The organism is Brevibacterium sp. LE-L, from assembly GCF_050214925.1.
Classification (GTDB): domain Bacteria; phylum Actinomycetota; class Actinomycetes; order Actinomycetales; family Brevibacteriaceae; genus Brevibacterium.
Map to the genome: position 1 here is coordinate 3,270,813 of NZ_CP189759.1, position 13,052 is coordinate 3,283,864.

Sequence of the window (13,052 nt, forward strand, 5' to 3'; positions counted from 1 at the left end):
GTCAAGGCGTGTGCGTCTCCGCTTCGCCACCGTGCTCCGCCCGGTCGGTCGGCTCCGACGCCCCGGCATTCGCTGCCGGCTCGGCGGGTTTGAGGGCGTGGTGGACAGCGACGATTCCGCCGGTGAGGTTGCGGTACTTCACCTGGTCGAAGCCGGCATCGAGGATCTGGTGGGCGAAAGCGTCCTGGTTCGGCCAGGCGCGGATCGATTCGGCCAGGTAGACGTAGGCCTCGGGGTTCGAGGACACGGCCCGGGCGATGGCCGGCAGCGCCTTCATCAGGTACTCCTTGTACACGAGGCTGAAGGCGTCGAGCGTCGGGGTGGAGAATTCGCAGATGACGAGACGGCCGCCGGGCTTGAGCACCCTCAGCATCTCGGCCAGTGCCGTGTCGACGTCGTTGACGTTGCGGATGCCGAAGGAGATCGTGACGACGTCGAAGCTGGCATCGGCGAAGGGCAGATCCATCGCGTCGGCGTAGATGAAGTCGATCTTCGGGTGCCGTCGGCGCCCCTCGGCGAGCATCCCGGTGGAGATGTCCCCGGCGACCACCTCGGCGCCGTGGTGAGTGAACGTCATCGACGAAGTGCCGGTTCCCGCCGCCAGATCGAGCACACGTTCGCCGGGCCCTGCGGCCACGGAATGGGCGACGGTGCGACGCCATGCACGGGCGAGCCCGAAGGTGAGGACATCGTTCGTGAGGTCGTAACGGGAGGCGACATCATCGAACATCGACGCGACGTCAGCGGGCTGCTTGTCCAGCTTGGCACGATTCATGACCATATTGTCTCAACACCTGCGGCGGGAGGGCGAATCCGCACGACCGCGGACATGCGGCAGACGGTGTGGACATGGCCACACTCCCTGCCCCGAGTGCTCACCGCGACTCCAGCGGGGAGGCCGCGAGCCCGCATCCTCGTCTAGACTCGAGGCGACATGACTACGACTCTAGGCACCTCCGACATCCTGGCCGCCGCCCCGCGCCTGAACGTGCGCTCCCGCTTCGTCGATGACGTCGATCCCGGGCCCGGCTTCCCCTTCGAATCCGGCCTGCCGACCACCGTCGAGCAGACACTCGAGCTGCTGCCCACCTCCGGGTTCTCCTGCTGGGTGCGTGACACCTCCGGGCTCATCGGCTTCGGCCGAGTGCTGCGCATCCGCGCCAGCGGCCCTGAACGCTTCGCCGAACTGTCCCAGGCCTGGAAGGCCATCACCGAGGCGGCCACCGTCGAAGATGAGGTCGACCTCCTCGGATCCGGGCTGATGTGCTTCGCCACGGTCGCCTATTCGGGCGAATCCACGGTCGATTCGATCATCCACGTCCCCGAATTCGTCCTTGGTCGCCGCGGCGGCCGCGTGTGGCTGACCTCGATCACCACCGCCGCAGAACCTCCCCTGCCCCCGCTGCTGCGTCCCGAACCGCTGCGACGGGTGGAATCGGCCCATGCCGAACCCGGTGACCTCGACCCGACGCGGTGGTCGCAGCTCGTCGCGCAGGTCGCGGACATGCTCACTCCCGTCGAGACCTCCGACGAAGTCGACGCGTTCTCCGACGATCCCTCGCTGCGCAAGATCGTCCTGGCCCGCGACGAAGTCGTGACCACCGAGGGCGACATCGACGTCCGATCGGTGCTCGGTGCGCTCAACCGCAGCTACCCGAGCTGCTGGACCTTCGATGTCGCGGGTCTCATCGGATCGACCCCGGAGCTGCTCATCGGGGTGGAGAACAATCGGGTGACCTCCCGCGTCCTCGCCGGCACCTACCGGGTCGAGGCCGACCCGATGGACGAGCTGCCGGCGGCGAGAAAGCTGCTGAGCGCACACAAGGACAGCACCGAGCACGCCTTCGCCATCGCCTCCCTGCAGCGCAGCCTGGGATCGGTCGCCGAGGATGTCACCGTCGATGAGCGCCCGCACCTGCTGCCTTTGGCCAATGTCATCCATTCGGCCTCGGACGCGCAGGCGACGCTGGCCGCCGACTCCGGTCTCAACGCCCTCGACGTCGCCGCCGCCGTCCACCCGACCGCGGCCGTCGGCGGGTATCCGCAGGCGAGCGCTGTGGCCCACGTCGATGAGCTCGAACCCCTCGACCGGGGCCGGTACTCGGGTCCTGTCGGGTGGATGGACGGGCGCGGCAACGGGCAGTTCGGCATCGCCCTGCGCTGCGGCCAGCTCGAGGAGCGCAATCGGATCCGCTTGTACGCCGGGGCCGGGATCATGCCCGATTCGGATCCCGACACCGAGGTGGCCGAGACGAATGCGAAGCTCAAACCGATGCGCAGGGCGCTCGGTCTGAGTTGAGACGCGAGCCGGGCTGACGATCCGGTCAGGCTGCCGGCCCGGTCGGACGGATGATCCGATCGGGAGGACTCGTGTGACGTCAGCCGAGAGGTGTCACTTCGACGATCCGCCGCCCGGTCGTGGAACCCTCGGCTGCCAGTGCAGCGCTCAGGCCCGGAGCGTCGCTCACCTGCGCGTAGTCCCAGCCGTAGGCGGCTGCCAGTTCGGCGAATCCGCGACCGTGCGGGACGGTGAAGTATCGCTCGAGGTGGGCCTCGAGGTGGGGCTGTGAGTGTTCGAGTCCGGAGAAGATCGCGCCCCCATCGTCGTTGAGCACGACGATCGTCACGTCACCGGCTGCCTCAGCGGTCGGAGTGAGCAGTCCGCCGACGTCGTGGAGCATCGCGATATCGCCGATGAGGAGGACGACCGGTTCCCCCAGCCCGAGAGACAGACCGGTTGCGGTCGACACGAGCCCGTCGATGCCGGCCAGACCGCGAGAGGCGTGGATGCGGGCCCGGATGGTCTCGGCGTCGCTGAGGTAGCGCACCGAGTTCGAGCTCGCCACGAACAGCGTGATCTCCTGCTCGGCGAGGTGTTCGGTGATCCTCCGCGCCGTCGTCTGGAACCTCTCCGCCGAGGGCAGGCTCACAGGTGAGGATGCGCCCGCCTCTTCAGCCCGTTCGGCCCGGACGTCCGCCACGATCGAGGCCCCCGTCTCGACCCAGTTCCGCACCCAGGCGGGTCCCGATGAGGCGTCGGCTTCTGCCGACCCCGAGTCGATTGCCTCGCCTGTGACGGCTGCCTCGTCGAACACGGTGATTCCGACCGTGTCGATGTCATCGGGCACATGCTGCACGTGCACGGAATCGTCGGCCAGCAGTGCGGCGACGGGCCTCGTCAGCGTCGGTTTGCCGTGGACGATGACGGTGCGGATCGCGTCCCGCAGCTCGATGTGTTCGCCGAGCACACGCGCATGGGCGGGCACGAATGTCGAGGTCGCCTGGGTGGACCGCGACAGCGGACTCGAGGGTTCGGCGAGCACCGGCAGATGGTGGTCGGCGGCGAGCGCTCGCACGGTCTCGGCCGAGTGTCCGCCGGCGTCCCCGGCAACGATGACCGTTCCATCGGTGACGGTGACGTGCACCTCCGAACACAGGGGCTCACGCGCTCGCATCGGTCCGGCCCGCAGGGTGCCGATCTCTTCGGCCCACGCCTTCAGCTCGTCGACGGTGGGCACGAGCGGGGTGTCGAACTGCACGTTGAACTGGACCGGACCGGCCGCCTCGGTGCCGGTTCCACCGGTCGTGCCCGCGGTCGCGGACACTGCCTCGATCACGGCGCGCTCGATCACGTCCGAACTCTCACCCGCGGGAATGTCGAAGCGGGCGCGGACATCGCTGAGGACCTGGGACTGGTCGTCGATGGTCTGGTTCGCGCCGGTGGCGCGCAGTCGGGCGGGCCGGTCGGCGGTCAGGGCCAGCAGCGGCAGGTGTCCGTAGGAGGCTTCGAGAACGGCCGGGTGGAGGTTGGCCACGGCCGAGCCGGAGGTCGTCACGATCGCCACGGCCGCTTCCCCGCCCCGCACGCGCAGACCGCGCGCAAGACCGAGGGCGAGGAACCCGGCGTCACGCTCATCGATGCGCACGTGCGTGCGGATGAGCCCCGCCTCGTTCAGCGGTGCCAGGGCGTAGACCAAGGGGGCCGACCGGGACCCGGGGGCGATGACCACGTCCGTGACCCGCGATCGGATCAGGCTCCGGGCTATCTGCTGCGCCGCCGCGCTCGAATTCGACATCACCTGATATTCAACCACTTACCCACCTGCGGTTCATCTCCACCCTCTAGCCTCGACGCATGCGTCGCTCGTTGATCATCGCGATGGGAGCTCGTGCCATCCGCACCCTGACCGCGGCTCGCTCCCAACGCGGACTGTACCCCGCCCTCGACCAGAACAGCTCCTTCCTCGGACCCGAACCCCGCGGCAAGGACGCACGGACCTGGCACATCCGAGACAAGCGGAAACTCTCTCCGAGGCTGCGCGAATTCTTCCTCTACTCCCCCGCTCTCGGCCGGACCGTCGGGGTGCGGGTGCTGCTGCCGGGCATTCCCGCCGAGGTCAGCCCCGTCATCCACCTCTTCCACGGGGGTGGCGACGATTTCCGGTCGTGGACGGATCTCGGGTCCGCCGAAGAGCTCACTCTCGATTCCCCCTCCCTCATCGTCATGCCCGACGGCGGCGCCGGGACGTACTCGCGGCTGGCTGTCGGCAGCGAAGTCCACGATTGGCCCCGATTCCACACCGAGGAGATCCCCGAGTTCCTCAAGGCGAACTTCTCCGTGGACTTCGCCCCGGAGAACCAACGACTGGCCGGACTGTCGATGGGCGGGTACGGAGCGATGAAATACGCGGCCTGGCATCCCGACCGATACGGGGCGGCAGCCGCGTTCTCCTCCCCCTTGGACCCGCTGTCGACCGTACCGGCCTTCGACATCATCGCAATGCGTGAAGGTGCTCGGTCGATGACGCTCTTCGGTGATCCGGTCTCCGATCGCGGCGAATGGCTGGCGAACTCCCCGTATGCCTTGGCCGAGAACCTCGCCGGCCTCGACCTGTGGTTCAGCGCCGGATCCGGCAGCCTCGAGGGCACGAAGGATCGGGACCTGGTGGAGAAGATGATCAACGCTCAGGGCGAGCGCTTCGCCGCCCGACTCAACGCACTCGGCATCCGTCATTCCTGGTTCCCCCGCACCAGCGGGCTGCACAACTGGACCAGTTGGGAACGCGAGCTCGGTGCGTGGCTGAAGACGCTTGCCAGACGGCGGAACTATGCGAGCTCGGATCGAGGCCTCACCGATCGCGTGGCCGATGGCGGCCGATTCACCTACCTCACCGGTCACGCCCTCTTCGACATTCACGGGTGGCGCGTCGAGATCTCCCGGCGTCGGCCACAGATCGTACGCTTCGACGGCGTCAGCGCCGCGGGTTTCTCCCTGACCGGCACCGGCAGCTTCCGTGTCCGAACGCCCGGGCTCTTCGATCCCGGCCGTCGTTATGACATCAGCGTGTCCGGTCCCGGCGGAAGCAATGCCTACCAGCAGAAGGCGGACAAGAAGGGGCGGCTGACGTTCACCGGTCAGCTGGCCGCGGCCATGCACGACCCGATCATCCCCGGCAAGCGCACCGCACACTTCACCGCGCTGGGACAGGACGAGGTGACCGCGGTGCGGATCACCTCGGCGCTGGCCGACGCGGCAGCCGACGACAGAAATGCCGCGAGCGGCGACGAACGAACCGTGACCGACGATCGACACCCCACGGACGACGTGGGCCACGACCAGGTCAGTGGTGATGTTCCAGATCCGACACAGACAGCAGCCTCAACTGAGACCGTCGGCGACTATATTGAGAACGGTCATGAATCAACGACTGCTGACTCCTCTGAACGCTGATCTTCACTGAACGCTGACTCGAGAGGCCCAACATGAAACGCATACTCCCAGCCATCGCTCTCATCGCTGGACTGTCCCTGACCGGATGCACGGGCGGTGACCAGAGTGCAGACAAGCCCGACGGCAGCGGAGACTCCTCGCCGACCGCCGAGCAGACGCCGGAGGCGAAGAAGCTCGATGAGGCGCAGCTGAAGGACATCCTCGAGTCCACCTCTGCCGAGGGCCAGTCGTTCAAGGTCGTCGAGGGGGCCGGCCAGGCCAACAGTGAGTCGGTGAAGGCCATCGAGGGCTCGGAGTTCGAACCGGCCAAGTGCAAGAACATCACTCTCGACATCCTCAACGCGAACCTTGCCTCGGACGGCACCACAGTGGCCGCCACCTCCACCGACAATGTCCTGTCCGCAGGCATCACGAGCTTCGACGATCCTGAGGGTCCGCAGACCCAGCTCGATGGGCCGTCGAAGATCGCCGAAGAGTGCAGCGATGTCAAGCTCAAGACCGCGGGCCTGGAGATGACGATGAACTATCAGACCTTCGATCCAGAGGTCGCCGGGGCCGATGCGACCGCCGGAGTCGTCGCCTCCTTCGATGCCGCCGGGCAGACCGCGATGGAGATGAGGATGGTCTACGCTCAGGTCGACAACAATCTCGTCTCCGTGTCCAATGTCGCCGATGTCGAAGAGGCGACGGTGACCAAGACCGCCGACGCCTTCGTCGAGGCCGTGAAGAACGCCGGCTGAGCTCGCCCACTCAGCACAGGTCCGGGCCGTCGGTGGCCCCGCAGTCCGTGGCCCAGACATGGGCCGGCCGGGGGTCTAGACCTCTGCTGTCCCTCCGCGGCGCAGGAACGTCCAGCATTGTTGAAGTCGCCGCGTCCACCAGTCGAATCGCCCCGGATCCACCGCCAGCTGCTGCAGACGGTCAGGATCCGGGGTGATTCGCGCTGCGGGGATGCTCCCGTCGACCGGGGTCAGGCTCGCTGATTCGAACACGACATCGGCGGTGAAGAGACGCCCGGTGCCCAGACCGCAGGCTACCGACTCGCCGAGGATGTCCCGACTGGCCCGAGTGCGCGGCAGCCGGGCGGCGAGTTCGGCCCCCGCAGCCAGCCCGACGGAGGATTCGAGCGCTGAGGACACGACCGCGGGCAAGCCCGAGGCGGCAATGACGGACAGAGCCTGCCCGATCCCGCCCAACGGTTGGACCTTGACGATGATGACCTCGGCGGCACCGAGTTCGGCCACACGCAGCGGATCCTCGGCCTTGCGGATCGACTCGTCGGCGGCGAGAACGATCGGAATGTCCCGTCGGGTGAGTGCTTCGCGCAGCTGCGCAAGCCCCTCGACCCCTGCCACGGGCTGTTCGAAGTATTGGAGTTCGAAACCGGCGAAGGCCTCGCACGCCTCCAGTGCGTCCGGAAGCGAGTACCCGGCGTTCGCGTCGAGGCGCAAGGTCGTGTCCGGGAACAGACGCCTCAGCTCCCGCAGCCGTTCGAGATCCTCGTCGAGGGAGTCGATGCCGTGTTCGGCGACCTTCGCCTTGATCGTGGACACCGTTCCATAGCGGGAGAGAATCGACTCGACCTCGTTTGGAGCGCAGGCGGGCAAGGTCCCATTCACGCTCACCCTCTCCGGCACGAAACCGCGGGAAGAAGCGGCAGCTGGAGCCGCCTCGGCGAGGGTGGGAACGAACCCTGCGAATTCGAGTCCCGCCCGCAGCCACCGGCTCGCCTCCGCGGTGCCGTACTCGGTGAACGGGGAGAACTCTGCCCACCCGGCCGGTCCGGCGAAGAGCGCGACCTCGCGTTCGGTGATGCCTCTGAACCGGGTGACCATCGGCAGCCGCACCACGTGGAGCCGTTCGAGCATGTCTTCGAACCGTTCAGGCAGATCGAGCGGTGCGGCCGCAGTGGCGGAGAGTCGTCGCGCTGTCTCAGACATGAGCCCAGACTAGCGTCCGCCCCGCGGCGGACCACGTCCAGGCAGACCAGCGAACCGTCCGGGCCACGGGTTAGGCTTGGGATCATGACGGTTTCAGACATCTTCGACCCCTCTGCTTGGCGTGAGGTCTCCGGCTTCGACTTCACCGACATCACCTACCACCGGGCGATCGACCCGACGACCGGTGACGACATCGGCTGCGTGCGCATCGCCTTCGACCGCCCCGAGGTCCGCAACGCCTTCCGCCCCCACACCGTCGATGAGCTCTATCGCGCCCTCGATCACGCCCGCCAGACCTCGGACGTGGGAGCCGTGCTGCTGACCGGCAACGGCCCGAGTGAGAAGGACGGCGGTTGGGCGTTCTGCTCCGGCGGCGACCAGCGCATCCGCGGACGGTCGGGCTACCAGTACGCTGCCGGTGAGACCCGGGAGTCCGTCGACCCGGCACGGGCCGGACGCCTCCACATCCTCGAGGTCCAGCGCCTCATCCGCACCATGCCGAAGGTCGTCATCGCCGTCGTCCCCGGCTGGGCGGCCGGCGGCGGGCACAGCCTGCACGTCGTGTGCGATATGACGATCGCCTCACGCGAACATGCGAAGTTCAAGCAGACCGATGCCGATGTCGGCTCCTACGACGCCGGCTACGGTTCGGCGTATCTCGCGAAGATGGTCGGGCAGAAGAAGGCGCGCGAGATCTTCTTCCTCGGCCGCACCTATTCGGCACAGCAGATGGCCGATATGGGCGCCGTCAACGAGGTCGTCGACCATGCCGAACTCGAATCGGCAGCCCTGACGATGGCGCGTGAGATCCTCGGCAAGTCCCCGAACGCGCAGCGCATGCTCAAGTTCGCGTTCAACCTCGCCGATGACGGACTCATGGGGCAGCAGGTCTTCGCCGGTGAGGCCACCCGCTTGGGCTATATGACCGACGAAGCCGTCGAAGGCCGTGACGCCTTCCTCGAGAAGCGTGACCCCGACTGGTCCCCGTTCCCCTGGTACTACTGAGCCACCGAGGTCGACCGTGACCAGTCGCGAACTCAGCGCCGCCGAACTGCCCGAGGCCATCGACCGTGCCCTTGCGGGGACGTCGATCCTCATCCTCCCGGCCTCCCGGGCCGGTGCCGTCACCGAAGCGGATCCCCGAATGTGGGCCGGTCCCGGCTCGTCGCCGGCGCTCGTCCTCTTCACCTCGGGATCGACCGGGCAGGCGAAGGCCGTCGCCTTGTCCTCCCACGCCCTGACCACCTCGGCGCGAGCGACCGAACGGTTCCTGTCCGGACCCGGAGATTGGCACCTATGTCTGCCGGTCAACCACATCGCCGGATTCCAAGTGGAGCTGCGAGCCCGCTTGGCGGGGCGGGCCCCCGTGCGGGCCGCCTCGGCGAGGTTCACCGCAGAATCATTCGCAGCCGCTGTCGACTCGCTGCTGCAGCGGGCGGGCGGGCGGCCCACATACACCTCGATCGTGCCCACTCAGCTGCACCGGATCCTTGACGATGACCGAGCGACGCGGGCGGCCGCGCAGATCTCCCACATCCTCCTCGGCGGGGCGGCGATCTCACCGGCACTGCTCGACCGGGCCGACGAAGCCGGACTGGCGATCGTGCGGACGTACGGGATGAGCGAAACAGCGGGTGGGTGCGTCTACGACGGTGTCCCCTTCGACGGGGTCGACATCACCATCACCGAGGCGGGCACGATCGACCTGCGCGGACCCGTCGTCGCCGACGCCTACGTCGGCATCGACGACGACGGGACCATCACTCCCATCGAGTCGGCGGCACTCACCACCGATGAGCAGGGGCGGGCACTCATGCACACGAGCGACCTCGGTCGACTCGACAACGGAGTGCTCAGCGTGCTCGGGCGCGCGGATGACATCATCGTCTCCGGCGGTGAGAACGTCTCCCCGCACGCCTTGGAGACCGGGCTGCTGCCGAGTTGGCAGCGCGCCGGTGTCACGGAGATGCTTGTGACCTGGGTGCCCGACGCGGAGTGGGGGAAGAAGATCGTCGCCCTCGTCCGACTCGCCGATGACTGCCCATTCGGTGCGGAGGAGACTCCGCGGCAGCTGGCACGGCACCTCAATGGGTTCGACCGGGACATGACCGGGCAGCTCCTGCCGCAGCTCGTCTTCGCCGTCGAGGAGATTCCGAGCCGGTCGATCGGCAAACCCGACAGGAAGGCGGCAGCGGAAGTCGCCGCCGAACTCGAGGCCGGGTCTGGTCCTTGAGACACCGAATACCGTTGCCGGTGAACAATCGGTAATATGAGACGGTTCGAGGACATGACAGGAAGGTGAGCGAGACCTATGGCTGATGCCGCCCAGTGGATATCGGGAGCTCGACTGAGAACTCTCCCCCTGGCTCTCGCCCCCGTCCTCATCGGCACCGGTGCCGCTATCGGATCGCTCGGCGGCTTCACCGCCTTCATCCTCGACGATCTCGCCGGCAGCAGCGACCACGTCAGCATGGCTCAGATCCTGCTGCGCGGTCTTCTGGCCCTCATCGTCTCGCTGTGCCTGCAGATCGGATCGAACTTCGCCAACGACTACTCCGACGGCATCCGCGGCACCGATGACGAACGCGTCGGACCGGTTCGGCTGACAGCCACCGGATTGGCGGAGCCGCATGCGGTCAAGCGAGCGGCCTTCCTCTTCTTCGGCATCGCCGGTCTCGCCGGCATCGTGCTCGTCCTCGTCTCACAGGCCTGGTGGTTCCTCATCGTCGGGGCTGCCGCAGTCGCCGCGGCCTGGTACTACACGGGCGGGAAGAAACCCTACGGGTACATGGGGCTGGGTGAAGTGTTCGTGTTCGTCTTCTTCGGCCTCGTCGCCACCTTGGGCACGATGTGGATGCAGGTCGGTCACCTCAGCCTCAGCGGTTGGGCCGGTGCCGTGGCGATCGGTTCGCTCGCCTCGGCGGTGCTCATGGTCAACAACCTCCGCGACATCCCCACCGACATCGAGGCCGACAAGATCACTCTGGCCGTGCGGCTCGGCGACAACGCCGCCCGCATCGCCTACGCGGTGCTCGTGCTGCTGCCGTTCGCGCTGTTGGCGCTGGCGATCCTCGACGGACATCCGGCCGTGGCGTTGGCGATCCTTGCCATGGTCCCTGCGCTGAGCCCGCTGAAGACCGTGCTCAGCGGCACCACAGGGCCGGGCCTGGTCCCGCCGATCAAGTCCACGGGACTGACCGGCCTGGCCTTCTCCGCCCTGATGGGGCTGGGCCTGGCACTCTGAGGCGCTGCAGGCCCGTCTGGGCTCGGTCGCCCTATTCGGGCTTGTCACCGTCGGTGCTGTCATCGTCGCCGACGCGATCCGCGACGATCCGGTCCTCGGCTTCCTCATCGGCACCCTTGCGCTTGGGCTTCGCGGCCTGTTTCGCCACGCGCTCTTCGATGTCGGTGGCCACCTGGGCGCGCATCCGCCCGAGGAACAGGTAGCTGAGCAGAGCTCCGATGATGATCGCGGCAAGTGCCATGACCATGTTGAAGCCGAGGAACGGGAACAGGACGAGGCCGACGGCGATGATGATGCCGAGGCGTGCGAGAGTGTAAAGCCAGAAGGTGCGCATTGAGCCTATTTTAGCCGCCGATCGTGACCGTCTCGTCACCGCCCGCCTGGGTCTGCGCTCAGGTTCGTGGACTATCCTTGATGCATGGCTCGATTTCTCATAGCCGCGATCGTCCTGGCGGCTGCGGTGACACTGTACGGACTCTTCGATTGCCTGTTGCGCGATCGGGGTCTGATTCGAGTCCTGCCCAAACCCGCGTGGGCGCTCATCATCCTCTTCATCCCCGTCCTCGGCTTCATCCTCTGGTACCTCTTCGGACGCGGCTCCGAAGACAAGCCTCCCAAAGCCGGACGCCGGCGCGGACCCTCGGCTCCCGACGACGACGTCGAATACCTGCGCCAGGTCGATCGCGACGTCAAGCTCGGCAAGCATGCACCGGAAGCCGAGCGTCACGATGAGCCGACCACTCCGGACAAGGATTCCGCACCGCCCGCTGACGGAGACGATTCCGCGGGTTCCTCCGCCGAAAGTCCGGCCGACACTTCAGCCGACAGCGATGACCGCGGCACCAACAAGGGCGATGGCCGCGGCCGCTCGGACTGAAACTGCCCGCCCACAGGGCACACGGAGCCTCCTCACCGGTCGCCGAGACACTCACCCAGCAGAACCGCTGAAGAACGTGGGCGCTGCGACACCAGATCCCAACGCCGCGTCCTGACGCCATCGCAGGTGCTGCCTCGCGAGCATCGTCACTCAACCCCTCGAGCATTCGGGGTTGCTGCGGTTGGCTCGCTGGAGCCCACGAGCATCCGAGGTTGCTGCAGTCGGGCTCAGTCGAGTCCGGAATACGAGTGCAGGCCGTTGAAGTACATGTTGACGACGGTGAAGTTGAAGATCACCGAGGCGATGCCGATGAGGTTGAGCACGGCCACCTTCGTCGGGCCCCAGCCGCGGGTCGCACGAGCGTGGAGGTACGCGGCGTAGATGACCCACACGACGAAGGTCCAGATCTCCTTTGAGTCCCAACCCCAGTAGCGGCTCCACGCCACCTCAGCCCAGATCGCACCGGCGATGAGCGTGAACGTCCAGGTGATGAACCCGACGGCCGCGATCGTGTAGGAGAGCCGTTCGAGATCGGTGCTCGAAGGCAGACGGTGCAGGAACCGCAGCCACTTCGGGTCCTTGGTCTCATGCACGCTCTTGAGGATCTGGAAGACCGCGAGGATCGCGGAGATGTAGAGCAGCGAGGTCGAAAGGATCGCGATCGGCACGTGGATGGCGATCCAGTAGGAGTCGAGCGCCGGAATGAGCTTCGCCGCAGGGGTGTAGAAGACGGTGATCGCCAGTCCCAGACACAACAGCACTCCCCCGGACACGAAGGTGCCCAGGTAGCGCACGTCCTTCTTCGTGAGCACGACGAGGTAGACGATGAGGGTGATCGCCGTGGCCGTGAGGACGTACTCCATCATGTTGCCCCACGGCACGCGGGACACCGACAGGGCCCGGGTGAGCACGGCTGCGACGTGCAGAAGACCGGCAAGCACGAGCAGCGAGGTGCCGATGCGCGCTCCGCGATGCCGTTTGGTCCGCGACTTCTCCGACGGCACGGAAGCGTCATCATCGTTTGGGCGGTCGAGGACCGCGGTCGACGCGGTCTTCCGGTTCGTCCGTCGGACGGTGCTCGCCTTGGCGGTGCTCTCGACGCTGGTCTCAGCGGTCTTGAGCTCACGAGCGCCGAAGAGGTCGAAAGCGTAGAAGATCATGGCGAAGGCGTAGACGATCATCGCCGAGATGATCAACTGGTTCGACCACATTGCGAGGTCAGTGTTGACGTCCATTCATCCTCCGCACTCTTCGGTGCCT

General features: G+C 66.9%; 12 protein-coding genes. 7 read left to right on the top strand and 5 right to left on the bottom strand.

Annotated elements, in window-relative coordinates:
• Nucleotide 1 precedes the first annotated feature (1 nt).
• Nucleotides 2-775 (bottom strand): demethylmenaquinone methyltransferase, encoded by a 774-nt coding sequence (locus ACQE2J_RS14915; RefSeq protein ID WP_135537179.1) that lies wholly within the window; start codon nucleotides 773-775, stop codon nucleotides 2-4.
• Between the two features lie 159 nt (nucleotides 776-934).
• Between ACQE2J_RS14915 and ACQE2J_RS14920 the strand changes: the two genes are divergently transcribed.
• A complete protein-coding gene (locus ACQE2J_RS14920) occupies nucleotides 935-2,299 on the top strand; it encodes an isochorismate synthase (RefSeq protein WP_135537180.1) in 1,365 nt (454 codons plus the stop codon).
• A gap of 79 nt (nucleotides 2,300-2,378) precedes the next feature.
• Here the strand turns inward: ACQE2J_RS14920 and menD are convergent, their stop codons facing one another.
• Complete coding sequence (gene menD / locus ACQE2J_RS14925; RefSeq protein WP_425120392.1) at nucleotides 2,379-4,076, bottom strand: 2-succinyl-5-enolpyruvyl-6-hydroxy-3-cyclohexene-1-carboxylic-acid synthase; 1,698 nt, start codon at nucleotides 4,074-4,076, stop codon at nucleotides 2,379-2,381.
• A gap of 59 nt (nucleotides 4,077-4,135) precedes the next feature.
• Here menD and ACQE2J_RS14930 point away from each other — a divergent pair, with 59 nt between their 5' ends.
• Both ACQE2J_RS14930 and ACQE2J_RS14935 read left to right on the top strand, forming a co-directional pair.
• Nucleotides 4,136-5,731 carry an alpha/beta hydrolase gene (locus ACQE2J_RS14930; RefSeq protein WP_426936527.1) on the top strand — a complete coding sequence of 532 codons (1,596 nt, stop codon included), beginning with the start codon at nucleotides 4,136-4,138 and terminating at the stop codon, nucleotides 5,729-5,731.
• 32 nt (nucleotides 5,732-5,763) lie between these two features.
• Nucleotides 5,764-6,471, top strand: a complete 708-nt coding sequence (locus ACQE2J_RS14935) for a hypothetical protein (protein WP_135537182.1) — start codon at nucleotides 5,764-5,766, stop codon at nucleotides 6,469-6,471.
• Nucleotides 6,472-6,546: 75 nt separating this feature from the next.
• On the opposite strand, the gene ACQE2J_RS14940 is transcribed toward ACQE2J_RS14935, so the two are convergent.
• Nucleotides 6,547-7,671, bottom strand: coding sequence for an o-succinylbenzoate synthase (locus ACQE2J_RS14940; protein WP_426936528.1), 1,125 nt, complete (start codon nucleotides 7,669-7,671; stop codon nucleotides 6,547-6,549).
• Nucleotides 7,672-7,755: 84 nt separating this feature from the next.
• On the opposite strand from ACQE2J_RS14940, the gene ACQE2J_RS14945 reads away from it, so the two are divergent.
• From ACQE2J_RS14945 to ACQE2J_RS14955, 3 genes are all read left to right on the top strand, one after another.
• Complete coding sequence (locus ACQE2J_RS14945) at nucleotides 7,756-8,676, top strand: 1,4-dihydroxy-2-naphthoyl-CoA synthase (RefSeq protein ID WP_425120395.1); 921 nt, start codon at nucleotides 7,756-7,758, stop codon at nucleotides 8,674-8,676.
• Nucleotides 8,677-8,692: 16 nt separating this feature from the next.
• On the top strand, nucleotides 8,693-9,904 hold the full coding sequence (locus tag ACQE2J_RS14950; RefSeq protein ID WP_135537186.1) for an AMP-binding protein: 1,212 nt from the start codon (nucleotides 8,693-8,695) through the stop codon (nucleotides 9,902-9,904).
• A gap of 78 nt (nucleotides 9,905-9,982) precedes the next feature.
• Entirely contained in the window at nucleotides 9,983-10,915 is a 933-nt protein-coding gene (locus ACQE2J_RS14955) for a 1,4-dihydroxy-2-naphthoate polyprenyltransferase (protein ID WP_135537187.1), read from the top strand.
• A 31-nt stretch (nucleotides 10,916-10,946) separates the two neighbouring features.
• Here ACQE2J_RS14955 and ACQE2J_RS14960 read toward each other — a convergent pair whose 3' ends face one another.
• Nucleotides 10,947-11,249 carry a DUF4229 domain-containing protein gene (locus tag ACQE2J_RS14960; RefSeq protein WP_135537188.1) on the bottom strand — a complete coding sequence of 101 codons (303 nt, stop codon included), beginning with the start codon at nucleotides 11,247-11,249 and terminating at the stop codon, nucleotides 10,947-10,949.
• 84 nt (nucleotides 11,250-11,333) lie between these two features.
• Between ACQE2J_RS14960 and ACQE2J_RS14965 the strand changes: the two genes are divergently transcribed.
• Complete coding sequence (locus tag ACQE2J_RS14965) at nucleotides 11,334-11,792, top strand: PLDc N-terminal domain-containing protein (RefSeq protein WP_425120397.1); 459 nt, start codon at nucleotides 11,334-11,336, stop codon at nucleotides 11,790-11,792.
• A 227-nt stretch (nucleotides 11,793-12,019) separates the two neighbouring features.
• On the opposite strand, the gene ccsB is transcribed toward ACQE2J_RS14965, so the two are convergent.
• Complete coding sequence (ccsB, locus tag ACQE2J_RS14970; protein ID WP_135537190.1) at nucleotides 12,020-13,027, bottom strand: c-type cytochrome biogenesis protein CcsB; 1,008 nt, start codon at nucleotides 13,025-13,027, stop codon at nucleotides 12,020-12,022.
• Between the last annotated feature and the right edge of the window lie 25 nt (nucleotides 13,028-13,052).